Here is a 14822-nt window from a genome sequence, read left to right as displayed (position 1 = left end):
GGTTTTGGCGATCTAGTCGAGCTCGGGCATGGGTATCGGCTGCGGGCGCGGCCGGCAGGTCCCGCACTGCACCGCGTCCTCCACGACCAGGCCCTCGGCCCGCCCGCGGCGCTGCGAACGGTGCACCTCCAGCAGGTAGGGGCCGAACTTCGCATGGTCCTCGCACAGCCCCCGGCCGCAGAACCGGCACGACCCCCGTGCCGCCTTGGCACAGAACCAACAAAGCACGTTCGCTCCTAATCAGCCAATGATGATGATGGTGCAGGACGCGACGCTGACCGGCGACGCGCTGACCGTGCTCGACAGGCCGGCGCCGTCGGTCGCGGTCACCTTCACATTGAGCGTCCCTCCGGGGCTGTCCGCGCCGTTGTTGTGCACCGGCCCGACGCTGCCGTAGTAGTCGCCGTCGCGCGACATCGCTTTCGAGCCGGACTCGAAGCCGCTCCACGACACCGTCACGCCCTTGATGATCCCGCTGTCGTCGGTCACCTTGACGTGGATGGAGGCCGTCTGGGACCCCGAGCTGCACGGCGCGCCGCTGTTCTGCATCTGGACGATCGGGCCCGTCGACTGGCTCACGATGGTGATCACCGGCGGCTGGTTCGGCGGCGGGCCGGTGGTCGTGGTCGGCGGAGCACCCGTCGTGGGCGTGGGCGGGCCGGCCGTCGTCTTCGTCGGGGTCGGCGTCGGGGTCCTGGTCCTCGTCGGCGTGGCCTCCGGGGTCGCCGACGCCGAGGCCGATGGGGACGCCGAGGGCGAGTCGCTCGGCGACGGCAGCTCCGACGGCGTGTCCGTGGCCGACGGCACTACCGTCGGGGTTCCGCCCGGCTTCGGCAGCGCCACCCCGTCGCCGCAGGTCAGGTCGGCCGAGGCGGACGGCGCGACCGTCTCGCCGTCGAGCTTGACCACGCCGCGGCCCACCTCCGGCTCGCCGGACGGGGTCAGGGCGAAGCGGGCCGGGCCCTCGTTGGTGACGTCGCCGACGGTGAGGCGCAGGGGCTTGAAGGCGCTGGTCGTACTCGTCGTGTCGACCAGCAGCCGGCCCTGGTCCAGCGTGAGGGCGGCGGTCGGCTCGATCGGCGTCTCCTGGCCGCTGACCAGTGGCCCGACGGTCAGGTCGACGCCCGCGCAGAGCACCGTCGCGCTGCCGCCGCGGAAGGTCAGGGAGGCGGTCGAGCGCGGGTTCACCCGCACGGAGTCGCCCTGCTGGACGTACAGCTTCGTGTTGCGCGTCAGCGTGCGCTCGATGCCGTTCACGCGGACCGTCGCGCCGCCGCGGGTCACCGTGACCAGGGCGCTGTCGGTCGGCATCTCCGCCCACACCGGGCCGGTGAAGAGGTTCGCGCCGGTCAGGAAGAGCGCGAAGATCAGCAGCAGGACCAGCAGCCACCACAGCTTGCGCTCGAAGCGGCGGTCGACGCTGTCGTCGGCCGGGGGCGGCGGGCCGGGCGGCGCGGCCAGCGGCGGGTAGTTCGACGGCGGGTGGGCGCCGGCGATCGGGCGGCGGCCGCCGGCCGGGGTGGCGTCGACCTGGCGGCCCAGCAGCAGTGGCAGGCCGGCGACCGCGGGCAGCAGCCAGGCGCGGGCCGGGGTGCGGGCGGTGGCGACCTGGCCGGGCGAGCCGTCGCCGTACGGACCGATCATGGAACCGCGGTGCAGCTCCGGCCCCTCGGGCAACTGCAGCGAGCCGGACTCGACGACGAGCGCGTCGTTGCCGGTGCGCAGCACGACCGGCTGGCCGGGGCCGAGATGCATCGGACGGGCGCGGGTGAGCAGGCCGAGACGGTCCTCGGCCCCGAGTCCGGCCAGGGCCGGGGTCTCGCCGACGAGCCGCTCCAGCTCGGCCCACTCGACCGGCGGCGGGCCGGGCAGCGGGCCGATGGCGGCCGCGACCGTCGAGGCCGGGATGGACAGCAGCGTCGTGCCGGCGGTCGTCCAGGCCAGCGCCGCCGGGGCGCCGGTGAGCGCGTTGGCGAGGCCGACGACGCCGCCGCGGCCGACCCGTTCGCGTACGGTACCGGTCGGGTCGCCCGGGCGGCGGGCCTCCAGCGCGCCGTCGACGACGACGAAGACCGCCGGCTGGGCGGCGCCGGCGAAGACCAGCTGCTCGCCGGTGCGCGGGTGGACCCAGCGGGAGTGCTCGGCGAGCCGCACGAGGGCCTCGGGCGGCAGGTTGGACAGGGCCGAGGAGCTCAGCGCGGCGAAGCGGCGGGGCTCGTCGCGGAGGAGCTTTCGCTCCCCGAGGCGGTCGCGCAGGCGGCGGCCGCGGCGGCGCAGCCAGCCGAGGAAGAGGTACACCACGGGCGCGAGCAGCCCCGCGATGATCACGGCGAGCAGCCCCCGGGCGAGCCAGCCCGCGTTCCACAGGCCGGTGACGACGCCGGCGACGCGGTCGGTGTACACCCGGTAGACGAGGTTGATCGCGATGGCGATCCAGATGACGGCGAGCATGCCGTAGAGCGCGACCAGCCGCCCCTCGCGGTCGAGCTCGGAGAAGCGCGGCGGGCGGCGACGCAGCCGGGCCAGCACCCAGGCCAGGCCGCGGGCCCGCAGGTTGGGCACCTCCAGCCAGTCCATGAGCAGGTAGTAGCCGTCCAGCGCCATGAACGGGTTGAGGTTGAACAGGGCGTTGAGGTACCACGCGAAGGCGAGCTTGAACGTCCAGGGCTCCAGCTCGGGGAAGAACACCCCGACGAGCTGGCAGGAGCCGGCGAGCACCAGGCCGGTGGCGGGGCCCGCGATGGTGGTCACGAGCCGGGCGCGGCGGCCCGCCATCCACACGTCGGTGGTGTCGACGAAGACCGATGGGATGCCGAAGTACACCAGGAAGCCTGCGACGGGCACCCGTCTCCCGGCGTGCTTGGCGCCCAGCGCGTGCCCCAGCTCGTGGCAGGCCAGGGCCACCACGTTGAGGCCGAGCAGGACGAGCGCGCCGGCGAAGTACGAGTCGTTGGTGAGGAACACCGACTGGTCGGCGCGGAACCAGTTCCACACGAAGACGCCGAGGCCGGCCAGCGCGACGAGCCCGGCGAGCACCGCCACGACCCGGGTGAAGAGCAGCCGCCCGCCCGCCTTGTACAGCAACGTGACGAACGGGTCGACCTTGGCGAGCACGACCCGGCGGCCCTGGGCGGTGGCCAGCAGTGCCTTGCCCAGCCGGATCGGCCACGGCCGGCGGTGGACTCGCTGGAGCTTGCTGAACGCGTCGACCGGCAGCTCGGCCAGCATCCGGTTGCCGGCGAGGTCGGCGACGATCCGGGTGACCTGCTCCGGGGCGAGCCGGCCGGAGATCCGGGCGAACTCGGCGACGAGGCGCGCGACTGTCCGGCTGCCGTCCATGAACTGCGTGAGCCGGAACTCCTCCGGGGTCAGGCGCAGGTAGCTCGACTCGCCGCTGTCGGGCGAGCGGAGCATGACGTACTCCACCCCGCGGGCCGAGGTCAGCGCCACCGCCTCGACGCCGTCGCGCAGCACCGGCCGCGCCCGGGCCGGATTGAGCCGGTCCGACACAGCGTGCCAGAGCCCGACGTCGGCGGGGCCGAGCGGTACCCCTGGGGCACGCCCGGCGAGGGCCTCCCAGACACTGATGCGCGTCTCGATGACGGCCACTGTCGCTCCTGTTCGGACACGGTTCCGGCCCCGGACTCTAAGCGGCCCGGCACAGGGCGGAAAGGTTCCGTCCCGAACGTGACAGACGTTCGGCGAAGATGGCACTGTGTACATCCTCGCCATCGACCAGGGCACGACCTCCACCCGCGCGATCGTGTTCGACGCCGACGGCGCCATCGTGGCGCTTGACCAGCGCGAACACCGCCAGAGCTTCCCCCGCCCCGGCTGGGTCGAACACGACCCGATCGAGATCTGGCACAACGTCCAGGCCGTGTCGACCCGCGCGCTGGACCGGGCCGGCCTGTCCCGCGCCGATGTCGCCGCCATCGGCATCACCAACCAGCGTGAAACCACGATCCTGTGGGACGCCCGCACCGGCGAGCCGGTGCACCCCGCCATCGTCTGGCAGGACACCCGCACCGACGCCCTCATCCGCACCCTGGCCGGCGACGCCGGCTCCGACCGCTTCCGCGACCGCTGCGGCCTGCCGCTGGCCACCTACTTCGCCGCCCCGAAGGTGGTCTGGCTGCTCGACAACGTCCCCGGGCTGCGCGAGCGCGCCGAGGCGGGCGAGATCCGCTTCGGCACCGTGGACACCTGGCTCATCGAGAAGCTCACCGGCCGGCACGTCACCGACGTGACCAACGCCAGCCGGACCATGCTCATGAACCTGACCACGCTGGACTGGGACGACGAGCTGCTGTCGGCGTTCGGCATCCCGCGGGTCATGCTGCCGGAGATCGGCTCCTCGTCGTACGTCTACGGCGAGGCGAAGACGATGCTGCACGGCGTGCCGGTGGCCAGTGCCCTCGGCGACCAGCAGGCAGCCCTCTTCGGCCAGGCGTGCTTCGCACCCGGCGAGGCGAAGTGCACCTACGGCACCGGCTCGTTCCTGCTGCTCAACACCGGCACCCGCCCGATACCGAGCGAGCGGGGCCTGGTGACCACCGTCGGTTACCGCATCGGCGACGCGGAGCCGGTGTACGCCCTCGAGGGCTCCATCGCCATCACCGGCTCGCTGGTGCAGTGGCTGCGCGACAACCTGGGCCTGATCGCCTCCGCCCCGGAGATCAACGACCTGGCCGCGACCGTCTCCGACAACGGCGGCTGCTACATCGTGCCGGCGTTCGCGGGCCTGTTCGCCCCGCACTGGCGCCCGGACGCACGCGGCGTGATCACCGGGCTCACCGGCTACGTCACCAAGGGTCACCTGGCCCGGGCCGCCCTGGAGGCGACGGCGTGGCAGGTGAAGGACGTGGTCGACGCGATGATGGCCGAGTCGGCCGTACCCCTGGAGACGCTCAAGGTCGACGGCGGCATGACCGCGAGCAACCTGCTCATGGGCTTCCAGGCCGACGTGCTGGACGTGCCCGTGGTGCGTCCGACCGTGGCGGAGACGACGGCGCTGGGCGCGGCGTACGCGGCCGGCCTCGCGGTAGGGTTCTGGCCGGACATCGAGACCCTGCGCGAGAAGTGGCACGTGGACAAGCGCTGGGAGCCGTCGATGTCCGCCGAGCAGCGCGACCGCGGCCACGCACTGTGGCTGCGGGCGGTCGAGCGGTCGTTCGGCTGGGCGGACTGAGTCCGGCGTTCGGCCGGGCGGACCGACTCCTGGCAGGGGCGAGGCGGCGCGCTCCGCCAAGCGCGCCGCCTCGTCTTTCTGGGAGGGGAAACCAGCCTTTATGGATATGTGGCGCTGTCGTCACGCTCCGAATTCGGATCTTGGGCCGATTTTTTCGGGTCTGCTAGCATCGAGTCTGATGAGCGCGCATGACGCGGGGCCGTGCGTCCTGGCTCAAGAGCGTCGCTTAGCTGAGCAATTGCTGGGCGACGGCCTTGGCGGTGTTGCTGGAGATCGCGAAGCCGACGCCGATGTTGCCGGCCGTCTGGCTGGTCGAGGCGATGGCGGTGTTGATGCCGATCAGCTGCCCCGCGGTGTTGACCAGCGCGCCGCCGGAGTTGCCCGGGTTGATCGCGGCGTCGGTCTGGATGGCGCCGGTGATCTTCGCGCCGGTCGAGGTCATGGCGCCGCGGCCGCCCTGGCCCGAGTCGCCGCTCTCGTCGATCGTGCGGTTGAGCGCGCTCACGATGCCGGAGGTCACCGAGGCCTCCAGGCCCAGCGGGCTGCCGACGGCGAGGACCGTGTCGCCCACGTGGACGTTGGAGCTGTCGGCGAAGGCCAGCGGGGTGTACGTGCCGCCGCCGGTGATCTTGACGACCGCGAGGTCGCTGGACGGGTCGGTGCCGACGACCTGGGCCGTGGCCGACTTGCCGTCGGAGAAGGTGAGCTCGACCGTGTTGCCGCGGGCGGTGGCGACCACGTGGTTGTTGGTCAGGACGGCACCGTCCGTGGTGATGATGACGCCGGAGCCGACGGCCGTGCCGGTGTTGATCGAGACCACGCTCGGCAGCACCGCGGCGGCGACGTCGGCCAGGTTGGCGGACTTCGAGCCGCTGGAGTTCTGGGCGGTCACCACCGTGCTGCTCGCGGTGGCCGGGCGCAGCTCCAGGGCGGCGACACCGCCGCCGATCGCCGAGGCGGCCGAGAGCGCGACCGCGGCGACCACCGCGACGACGCCCGTGCCGAGGCGGCGGCGCTTGAACGGGGCCGGCACCGCGGCGGCGGGCGTCACGTAGGGTGATGACGGCGGGTACCACTGCGGGGGGTGCTGCATGTGCGGCACGTGTGGCGGCACGTGGTTGGTCGGCATGTGCTGCTGCGCCTGCGCGACCGGCGGCTGGTCCCATCCCTGCTGTTCGCTCATGATTTGAGCTTGCCGACGGCAGCTTGCGGACCACCGGGAGCGGCCTGGGAACCGGCTGTGAGGGGAAGCCGAACCTGAAAAGTCGCCCCGCCACCTGGCGTGACGAAGACCGAGACGGTGCCGCTGTGCACGGCGACGAGCGCGGCGACGATCGCCAGCCCCAGCCCGCTGCCGCTGTGCGAGCCGCCGGCCTGCATGCGGGTCCGCGCCTTGTCCACGCGGTAGAAGCGCTCGAAGACCCGGGCCGCCTGCTCGTCGGTGAGGCCTGGGCCGTGGTCCACGATCTCGATCAACGCGTCGGTGCCGTCGCGGCGCAGCCGCAGCTCGACGGGTGTCCCGGCCGGCGTGTGGGTGAGCGCGTTGGTCATGAGGTTGCCGACGACCTGCCGCAGCCGGGCCTCGTCGCCGTTGACCTCGATCGGCTCGTCGCGCTCGATCTCCAGCCCGATCTCGCGGTCGGGCGCCACCGCCCGGGCGGCCTCGACCGCGTCGCCGGCGATGACCCGCAGGTCCATGTCGGCCAGGCTGAGCGGGCGCTCCTGGTCCAGGCGGGCCAGCAGCAGCAGGTCCTCGACGAGCAGCCCCATCCGGGACGCCTCGTTCTCGATGCGGCGCAGCAGGGCCGCGGTCTCCTCGGGGGCGCGGGCGGCGCCCTGGCGGTACAGCTCCGCGAAGCCCCGGATCGTGGTCAGCGGCGTGCGCAGCTCGTGCGAGGCGTCGGCGATGAACTGCCGCATCCGGTCCTCGGAGGCCTCCCGCATGCGGAAGGCGCCCTCGATCTGGCCGAGCATGGTATTCAACGCGGCGGCCAGGTGGCCCATCTCCGTCTCGGGCGGGCTCTGCGGCACACGCTTGGTCAGGTCGCCCGCGGCGATCGCGGCCGCGGTGCGCTCGATCTCCCGCAGCGGCTGCAGGCTGGTCCGCACGATCGTCACCCCGACCGCGGCGATCACGACCAGCACGCCGGCCCCGATGAACAGCTCCGCCGCGACGAGCTCGTCGACCGCGTTGTCGATCATCGAGAGGTTCTCGGCGACGCCCACGATCGTGCCGGGCCGCTGGATGATCAGCAACCGCCAGCGCTCTTGGGTGCCGGGGGCGCGCACCGTGTACGGCTCGCCGAGACGGTCGAGCAACTCCTCGCCGCTCTTCGGCAGCGGCGGGGCACCGACGTCGGGCAGGCCGACGGTTTGCAGCCCGACTTCGCCCGTGGCGTCCCTGCCGAGATAGAAGAAGAAGTAGTTGCTCGGCACCACCGACTTGGTCTGCGTGACCAGCTGGCCGAGGTCGACCGTGCCGGCCAGCGTGCGCAGCTGGCCGTCGACCTTGTCGATCATGGAGCTGCGCATGACGAGGGCGCTCGCCACGCCGATGATGAGCAGCGCCATGGTGACGAGCGTGAGGACCGCCGCGACCAGCTTGACGCGCAGCGGGACGTCGGCTACGAACCGCACCGGCGGTGTCCCGGCTAGACGGGCAGACGCAGGACGTAGCCCACGCCGCGCAGCGTGTGGATGAGCCGAGGCTCGGCGATGTCGACCTTGCGGCGCAGGTAGGAGATGTAGGACTCCACGATGCTGTCGTCGCCGCGGAAGTCGTAGTTCCAGACGAAGTCGAGGATCTGGGCCTTGGACAGCACGCGTCCGGCGTTGAGCATCAGGTATCGCAAGAGCTTGAACTCCGTCGGGGACAGCGCGATGGTCTGCCCCGCCCGGCTCACCTCGTGGGTCTCCTCGTCCAGCTCCAGGTCGTGGAAGACCAGCCGGTTGGGCCCGGGGTCGCCGGCGGTGCGGCGCAGCACGGCCCGGATGCGGGCGGTGAGCTCCTCGAGACTGAACGGCTTGGTCACGTAGTCGTCGCCGCCGAGCGTGAGGCCGCGGACCTTGTCCTCGGTGCCGTCGCGGGCGGTGAGGAAGACGACCGGGAGCCGGACCCCGCCCTCGCGCAGCCGCCGGATCACCTCGAAGCCGTCGAGGTCGGGCAGCATCACGTCGAGCACGACGAGATCGGGCTTGCTCTCGCGGGCCGCGGTGACCGCCTCGCTGCCGGTGGTCACCGCGTCAACCGCAAAGCCGGCGAAACGCAGGCTGGCGGAGAGGAGCTCGCGGATGTTCGGGTCGTCCTCGACCACGAGCAGCCTCGCCTCAGCCTGCGTGACGCCTGGCGACGATGCACCCCCGGATTGTGCGACGCCGCCTCGTACCCCCATGCGCATATCTTTCCGCCCTCCGCTGGAGTAGGGCTGGTGGTTGCCTGGGAAGTTCCTGGGCAACGCTCGGCCCCCTTGGGCCGCCTCGCCTTCCGCCCTCCGGCTGCCGGCCTGGGTGACCCCGCGAGTCGCCCTTGGGCGACCTACCGGAGCAAGCGTCTCACCTGGTCTATGGCGCCGTCCAACACGACGAGGGTGGCGCGCATCGTCTCCTGGCTCGCGCGGCCGGCCCGGGCCAGCCGGCGCACCTCGGCCAGCAGCTGGGCGGCCTTCTCCTCCAGCTCGCCGGCCGCGTCGGACGGCGGCGGCGCCGAGGGCCGCGTGCCGGCCGCGCCGGGCCGGGGCGGATAGCTCCACCCGAACGAGGTCGGCCCCGGCGGCGCGCTGCGCACCTGGCGGCTGGCCTCCTTCAGTTCCCGCTTGAGGTCGCGCACCGAGCCGCGCACACCCTGCTCGACCTCGTCGGCCAGCGTCGAGAGGTCGGCGAGCGAGGCGTTGATGTCGGCCTCGAGCGACTCCAGCTCCCGTGCGCGCCGCCGCAGCTCGTCGCGACCGGCGTCGGTGATCTCGTACACCTTCCGCCCGCCCTCGGCCGTGTGCGTGATGAGCCCGTCGGCCTCCATCCGCTGCAGCCGGGGGTAGATCGTGCCCGCGGAGGGGGCGTAGAGGCCGTGGAAGCGGTTCTCCAGCAGGCGGATCAGCTCGTAGCCGTGGCGGGGGCCCTCGTTGAGCAACTTCAGCAGGTACAACCTGAGCCGGCCATGGCTGAACACCGCGCTCACGCCAGATCCTCCCGATCTTCGGAATCGACGGGCCGCCGCAACAACGAGATCGTGCCAGACGTCGCGTTGGCGGCCAGATGCCCGCCCGCCCCGGTGCCGAGCCGCCCGGTCACCGTGTTGCGGCCGTGCTGGTCGAGCTCGGGGAACGCGTTGACCACGTGCCCGGAGATCGCGTGCAGGCTCACCCGCAGGTCGCTGTCCTCACGCACCCGCGCCGTGATCTCCCCCGACACCGTGTCCAGGTGCACCTCGGTCCCGGCGGGCGGATTGTCCAGGTCACACGTGACCGACCCGGAGATCGTCCGCGCGCTGACCTTCCCGGCCGTGGAGTCGGCGACCACGATCTCGCCGGAGACGGTCTCGAACTCCACCTCCCCGCCGAGCGTCAGCCCCTCGATCGAGCCGGAGACGACCTTCCCGGCCACCCGCCCGTCGATGCCGAGCAGCGTGATCCGCCCGCTGGTGACGTCGACCCGGGCGCCGTTGCGCAGCGACGAGGCGATGATCGTCCCGGACGCGAGGTGCAGGCGCACCGCCGTGCCGGTCGGCACCACGATCGAGACGTCGACCTTGAACCGGTGGCCGAACAGCCACCACAGGAACCCGGGCCACCCCTTGGGGAAGTCCTGGGCCGCCTTGAGCACGCCGCCGTCGAGCGTGACGTCGACCGGCCGGTCCCCCATCTCGGCCACCTCGACCCGGGCCGGCCCGTCGTCCGACCCGACGACGTTGAGCCGCCCGGACACCAGCGAAACGCTGAGCTCGGTGACGTCCCCCTCGAGCGCGAGCCGCTGGGGCTCGCTGATCTTCCACGCGGTCATCGCGTACTCCTTGCTGACGGACGGTCCGACCCAACGAGCGTAGCGCAAGACGCGATACATCGCGACTGTCGCTCGCGACACCCTCGGGCCACCGCCAGCCGCCCGGCGCACACGACCACTTCCCCCGACGCCGAGTCGGCGCCGGGGGTGATTCACAAGGATTTTTCGGAAATGTCGGTTATGGCGGCACGAACCAATGGCTCGCGGAGACGACGATGTGCGAGGAAGAGTGCGGGCCTGACAGCGTCGAGGCGTTCACGACCGCGGCCACGGCTGAGACGTGCGGGCTGGCGCGGCGCCGACTCACCGCGGATGATCCCGATGAGCCGGCGCCGTGACCGATCTGATGAGCCGCGGCACGACTGACCCGACGAGCCGGCGGCGCGGCTGAGCGGCCGCCGCGGCGCCCCGGCCTGGCAACTGCCGGCGGGAAACGAGATCACGACGGAACTGAGATCAAACAGCTACGACGGCGGTGGGGAGCGGAGTCAGGCGGCCACGACGGCGGTGGCGGCGCGGGCCAGGACGCGGCGGGAGTGGGCCTGCTGGTCGCAGGGGGCCGGGTGCAGCTTTGGGTGCGCACGCAGGCTGATCGACAGGTCACGGGCCGCCACCACGCGCTTGAGCGAGGCCAGCAGCGTCTCGTCGCCGATGAACGCGGCCACCGTCGACACCACGCCCTGCTGGGCGAAGGTGAGGCGGACGGGCACGACGGGTACGCCCGCATCGACCGCGGCCTGGAACATCGCCGGGCGGAAGGTCCCGCCCATCCGGCCGCACCACGTGGTGCCCTCCGGGAAGACCGCCACTACGCCGCCGGCCGCGATGTTGCGGCTCACCTCGGCGACCGTGGCGGGCAGGCTCTTCGGCCGGGACCGGTCCACGAAGACCGTGCCCAGCGTGGCGGCCAGACGGCCGATGAGCGGCCACGAGCGGACCTCGCGCTTGGCCAGCAGGCGGGCCGGGGCGTGCGCGAGGATCACGATGACGTCGAGCCAGCTCACATGGTTGGCGACCAGCAGGGCGCCCTCCTGCGGGATGCGGCCGCTCGCCGAGTGCCTGATGCCGAGGCCGGCCAGGATCGCACGGGCGAGGCCCCGCTGAGCGCGGACCAGGCCGCGCTGCGGGAGCAGGGCCAGGACCGGGACGCTGAGCGCGGCGAAGAGGAGCACGGCGCCGGTGAAGACGATCCGCTTGATCATGATCCGGCGCGGCACGTGCTTGTCGGAGGTGTCGGTCAGGCACTCGACGCCGCAGGTCGAGCGGGGCAGCCAGAGGCTGTCCATGACAGCCATGGGTTCACCCCTGCCCGAGGAAGTGGCGCATGTACCGCGGGTTGACCCGGTCCAGCGACAGCAGCACGTAGAAGTCGGCGCAGTCGAAGTCGGGGTCGTGAGCCGGCGCGCCGCCGACCCAGGCACCGAGGCGCAGGTAGCCCTTGAGCAGCGGCGGGACGTCGACCTTGGCGGGCGGCTCGACGTCGGCGGTCCACGGGTTGCGGGGGCGCACGCGCCAGGCGGAGGGCACCATGTGCTTGCGCTGGGCCAGGTCCCACACGCCCGCGGCGGTCGTGCCGCCGTCGGCCAGCGGCACCGACGCGCAGCCGCCGAGCCAGCGGTGGCCGTGCAGGTGCATGTACCGCGCGATGCCGGCCCACATCAGGTTGATCACGGCGCCGCTGCGGTGGTCGGGGTGCACGCAGGAGCGGCCGGTCTCGACCAGGCCGCCGCGCAGCTGGGCCAGGCCCGTGAGGTCGAACTCGGTCTCGGCGTACAGGCCGCCGGCCGCGACCGCCCGGTCCGGCGGGAGCATGCGGTAGGTCCCGACGACCTCGCCGGTAAGCTCCTCGCGGATGATCAGGTGGTCGCAGTGCTCGTCGAAGGCGTCGACGTCGAGGCCGGGCTCGGCGCTGTGCAGGGTGGCGCCCAGCTCGCCGGCGAAGACCTCGTGGCGGAGCCGTTGTGCGGCCCGGACCTGGGCGCCGTCGGTGGCCACCAGCAGGGTGTAGCGCTGCAAGTCGCCCAGCTCTTGCGGGCCGGCGGCGACGGCGAGAATCGTCATGCGTTCGGTGTAGGCGTCGACCCCTGCGGATGGCTGACGCTCACAGGTTTCCCTGATGGCGCGCGGATGAACTGTGGTTACCGTGGTCAGCCATGGCGGGATATTCAGGCACACCGTTGCCCAAGAAGCTGGGCGTCCATGCGGGGCATCGCGTTCTGCTCGATGGAGCCCCGGCCGGATTCGAGCTGCGGGAGCTGCCCGCGGACGTCTCCCTGCACCGGCGGGCCGTTCCGGGGCTTTATGACGTTATCGTACTGTTCTGTCCCGATCAATCCCGGTTGCGCCGTCGCTGGCGGGTGCTGCACCGGCTGACCCCGCCCGCCGGGGCGCTCTGGGTGGCCTGGCCGAAGCGCGCCTCGGGCCTCGCGACCGACCTGGACGAGAATGTCGTGCGCGAATACGTACTGGCCAACGGCCGGGTGGACGTTAAGGTGTGCGCGATCGACGAAACCTGGTCAGCCCTCAAGAACGTCATACGGGTAGGCGATCGCCCCTCCGCCTGAACGGGGCGCGGCGCCGGCATCTGTCCGGACATGTCATATTGACGGCTTCACCTGTCTCACGAAGGGAGCGGCGCGTTGTCCGACGGACAGATCGTCGTCTCCGGCCTGACGAAGCAGTATCGCAACGTCAGAGCCGTCGACAATTTGTCGTTCGTGGTCGAGCCCGGGCGCGTGACCGGCTTCCTCGGTCCGAACGGCGCCGGCAAGACCACCACACTGCGCATGGTGCTCAACCTGGTCACCCCGACCTCGGGCACCGCGACGATTGGCGGCCAGCGCTATTCCGACGTGGCCGAGCCGCTGCGCCTGGTCGGCGCGATCCTGGAGGCGTCCGCCGCCCACAAGGGCCGCACCGCGCGCAACCACCTGCGCTGCGTCGCGGCCGCGGGCGGCTTCCCGGACTCACGCGTGGACGAGGTGCTGGAGCTCGTCGGGCTGACCACCGCCGCGAAGCGCAAGTTCCGGGGCTACTCGCTGGGCATGAAGCAGCGCCTCGGCATCGCCCAGGCGCTGCTGGGCAACCCGCAGGCGCTGATCCTCGACGAGCCGGCCAACGGTCTGGACCCCGAGGGCATCCGCTGGATGCGCGGGCTGCTGCAGGGCCTGGCCCAGCAGGGGCGCACGGTGCTGGTCTCCAGCCACCTGCTGTCGGAGATGGAGATCCTCGCCGACGACGTGGTCATCATCGCGGCCGGCAAGCTGGTCACCCAGGGTCCGGTCGAGCAGATCATCGGCCAGGGCTCGACCCAGGCGACGATCCGGGTCCGCACGCCGAACATCGAGGAGCTGGTGTCCGCGGTGCGCGGCGCCGGCGGGGCGATCAACCCGGGCCGGGACGGCGCCCACATGATCAGCGGCCTGGACGCCCCCGCGGTCGGCAAGCTCGCGCTGCAGGCCGGCGTGGAGCTGCACGAGCTGGTCGCCGAGCGGCCCGACCTGGAGCACGTGTTCCTCGAACTGACCCAGGGAAGGGCGGCCATCCGATGATCCGGCTCATCCGCAGCGAGCTGCTCAAGCTGCGCACGACGAACATGTGGTGGATCTTCCTGATCTGCTCGCTGGCCTTCACCGGGCTCGCCCTGCTCATCAACACCGCGCAGGCGCACTCCGAGCTGCAGACGCCGGACTATCTCAACGACCCGCCGCCGGTGGGGATGAGCGACGAGAACAAGGCCGAGTTCCTGGCACAACAGCAGGCGGACCGGGACCGCGTCGCGCAGGCGCGCACGGCGGCGGGCCTGGTGAAGTACGCCGCGAACATCTACACCTCGGGCCAGTTCTTCGGCCTGCTGATGGTCATGCTGCTCGCGATCCTGCTGATCACGAACGAGTTCTACCACCAGACGGCGACCGCGACCTTCCTGGCGACGCCGAAGCGGACCCGGGTCATCGTCGCCAAGCTCATCACCGCCGCGATGATGGCGCTGGTGTTCTGGTTCATCGCCACCGTGATCGACGTGCTGGTCGGCGTGATCTTCTTCGCCAACGAGGGCTTCGGCAACAGCCTCGGCAGCTGGGACGCCCAGCAGGCGATCCTGCTCAACCTGCTGGTCTACGCGCTGTGGGCGATCTTCGGCATCGGCATCGGGGTCCTGCTGCGCAGCCAGATCGGCGCGACGATCACGGCCGCGACGCTGTACACCATCGGCACCTACGCGGCCCTGGCCGCGCTCGCGCTCATCCGCGAATTCCTGATCAAGAAGGACTGGGTGATGGAGGCGGCGGTCTACATCCCGCCGCTCGCCTCCGAGCACGTGGTCGGCGTGCTGGCGGGCCAACTGGGCGGAGTCGATCTGCCGGCCCGCTGGGTCGGCGTCGTGATCCTGGTCGGCTACGCCGCTGTCCTGGGCACGATCGGCACCCTCATCACCCGCAAGCGCGACATCGCCTGACATACCGGAACTCAAGACTTCCGCAAAGTCTCCTGCAAGATCTTGGACAGCCGTGGCCGCCACCTGGCGGCCACAGTTGTATGTGGGGAGGGTCCGGGCAGTCGTCTACATGGTCACTCCGGCGGCGTCGGAGACGATCGGCCGCTTGGCAGCGCGTAGCCTGGACCCGGACATCCGCAA

Annotated in this window: 13 protein-coding genes; 4 read left to right on the top strand and 9 right to left on the bottom strand. The window is 71.8% G+C overall.

All coding sequences use genetic code 11. From position 1 onward, the window contains the following. Positions 1-12: 12 nt before the first annotated feature. Together ACQPY0_RS07040 and ACQPY0_RS07035 are read right to left on the bottom strand one after the other, a co-directional pair. Positions 13-228, bottom strand: coding sequence for a hypothetical protein (locus ACQPY0_RS07040; RefSeq protein WP_345132159.1), 216 nt, complete (start codon positions 226-228; stop codon positions 13-15). 12 nt (positions 229-240) lie between these two features. Next, complete coding sequence (locus ACQPY0_RS07035) at positions 241-3609, bottom strand: cyclic nucleotide-binding protein (protein WP_432986107.1); 3369 nt, start codon at positions 3607-3609, stop codon at positions 241-243. Positions 3610-3715: 106 nt separating this feature from the next. Here ACQPY0_RS07035 and glpK point away from each other — a divergent pair, with 106 nt between their 5' ends. Continuing rightward, positions 3716-5191 (top strand): glycerol kinase GlpK, encoded by a 1476-nt coding sequence (glpK, locus tag ACQPY0_RS07030; protein WP_432986105.1) that lies wholly within the window; start codon positions 3716-3718, stop codon positions 5189-5191. A gap of 226 nt (positions 5192-5417) precedes the next feature. On the opposite strand, the gene ACQPY0_RS07025 is transcribed toward glpK, so the two are convergent. The 7 genes from ACQPY0_RS07025 to ACQPY0_RS06995 all read right to left on the bottom strand — a co-directional run bounded on the left by ACQPY0_RS07025 (position 5418) and on the right by ACQPY0_RS06995 (position 12247). After that, a complete protein-coding gene (locus tag ACQPY0_RS07025) occupies positions 5418-6374 on the bottom strand; it encodes a S1C family serine protease (RefSeq protein ID WP_432986103.1) in 957 nt (318 codons plus the stop codon). After that, a complete protein-coding gene (locus ACQPY0_RS07020) occupies positions 6371-7828 on the bottom strand; it encodes a sensor histidine kinase (RefSeq protein WP_432986101.1) in 1458 nt (485 codons plus the stop codon). The genes ACQPY0_RS07025 and ACQPY0_RS07020 overlap by 4 nt, the downstream gene beginning before the upstream one ends. A gap of 14 nt (positions 7829-7842) precedes the next feature. Further along, positions 7843-8583 (bottom strand): response regulator transcription factor, encoded by a 741-nt coding sequence (locus tag ACQPY0_RS07015; protein ID WP_432986099.1) that lies wholly within the window; start codon positions 8581-8583, stop codon positions 7843-7845. Between the two features lie 143 nt (positions 8584-8726). After that, positions 8727-9365, bottom strand: a complete 639-nt coding sequence (locus ACQPY0_RS07010; RefSeq protein WP_432986097.1) for a PadR family transcriptional regulator — start codon at positions 9363-9365, stop codon at positions 8727-8729. Next, positions 9362-10186: a DUF4097 family beta strand repeat-containing protein gene (locus tag ACQPY0_RS07005; RefSeq protein WP_432986095.1), complete on the bottom strand. Its 825-nt coding sequence runs from the start codon at positions 10184-10186 to the stop codon at positions 9362-9364. The genes ACQPY0_RS07010 and ACQPY0_RS07005 overlap by 4 nt, the downstream gene beginning before the upstream one ends. A gap of 488 nt (positions 10187-10674) precedes the next feature. After that, positions 10675-11481 (bottom strand): lysophospholipid acyltransferase family protein, encoded by an 807-nt coding sequence (locus tag ACQPY0_RS07000; RefSeq protein WP_432986093.1) that lies wholly within the window; start codon positions 11479-11481, stop codon positions 10675-10677. A gap of 4 nt (positions 11482-11485) precedes the next feature. Beyond that, positions 11486-12247: a GNAT family N-acetyltransferase gene (locus ACQPY0_RS06995; RefSeq protein WP_432986091.1), complete on the bottom strand. Its 762-nt coding sequence runs from the start codon at positions 12245-12247 to the stop codon at positions 11486-11488. A gap of 116 nt (positions 12248-12363) precedes the next feature. On the opposite strand from ACQPY0_RS06995, the gene ACQPY0_RS06990 reads away from it, so the two are divergent. From ACQPY0_RS06990 to ACQPY0_RS06980, 3 genes are all read left to right on the top strand, one after another. Further along, the gene (locus tag ACQPY0_RS06990) at positions 12364-12750 is read left to right on the top strand and encodes a DUF3052 domain-containing protein (RefSeq protein WP_432986089.1); all 387 of its coding nucleotides are present in this window, start codon (positions 12364-12366) and stop codon (positions 12748-12750) included. Positions 12751-12825: 75 nt separating this feature from the next. Then, positions 12826-13737, top strand: a complete 912-nt coding sequence (locus ACQPY0_RS06985) for an ABC transporter ATP-binding protein (protein WP_432986087.1) — start codon at positions 12826-12828, stop codon at positions 13735-13737. Beyond that, the gene (locus tag ACQPY0_RS06980) at positions 13734-14642 is read left to right on the top strand and encodes an ABC transporter permease (protein ID WP_432986085.1); all 909 of its coding nucleotides are present in this window, start codon (positions 13734-13736) and stop codon (positions 14640-14642) included. Before ACQPY0_RS06985 ends, ACQPY0_RS06980 begins: the two co-directional genes overlap by 4 nt. Positions 14643-14822 lie beyond the last annotated feature (180 nt).

The organism is Dactylosporangium sp. CA-233914 (genome assembly GCF_050942935.1).
Lineage (GTDB): Bacteria > Actinomycetota > Actinomycetes > Mycobacteriales > Micromonosporaceae > Dactylosporangium.
Note: the sequence above shows the minus strand (reverse complement) of the source record. Positions and strands in the feature narration are given on the sequence as shown.

Excerpts from the sequence above, each read along its gene's own strand:
- ACQPY0_RS07025 (WP_432986103.1), bottom strand. The coding sequence starts at position 6,374 with ATGAGCGAACAGCAGGGATGGGACCAGCCGCCGGTCGCGCAGGCGCAG.
- ACQPY0_RS07015 (WP_432986099.1), bottom strand. The coding sequence starts at position 8,583 with ATGGGGGTACGAGGCGGCGTCGCACAATCCGGGGGTGCATCGTCGCCA.
- ACQPY0_RS07005 (WP_432986095.1), bottom strand. The coding sequence starts at position 10,186 with ATGACCGCGTGGAAGATCAGCGAGCCCCAGCGGCTCGCGCTCGAGGGG.
- ACQPY0_RS07000 (WP_432986093.1), bottom strand. The coding sequence starts at position 11,481 with ATGGCTGTCATGGACAGCCTCTGGCTGCCCCGCTCGACCTGCGGCGTC.
- ACQPY0_RS06995 (WP_432986091.1), bottom strand. The coding sequence starts at position 12,247 with ATGACGATTCTCGCCGTCGCCGCCGGCCCGCAAGAGCTGGGCGACTTG.
- ACQPY0_RS06980 (WP_432986085.1), top strand. The coding sequence starts at position 13,734 with ATGATCCGGCTCATCCGCAGCGAGCTGCTCAAGCTGCGCACGACGAAC.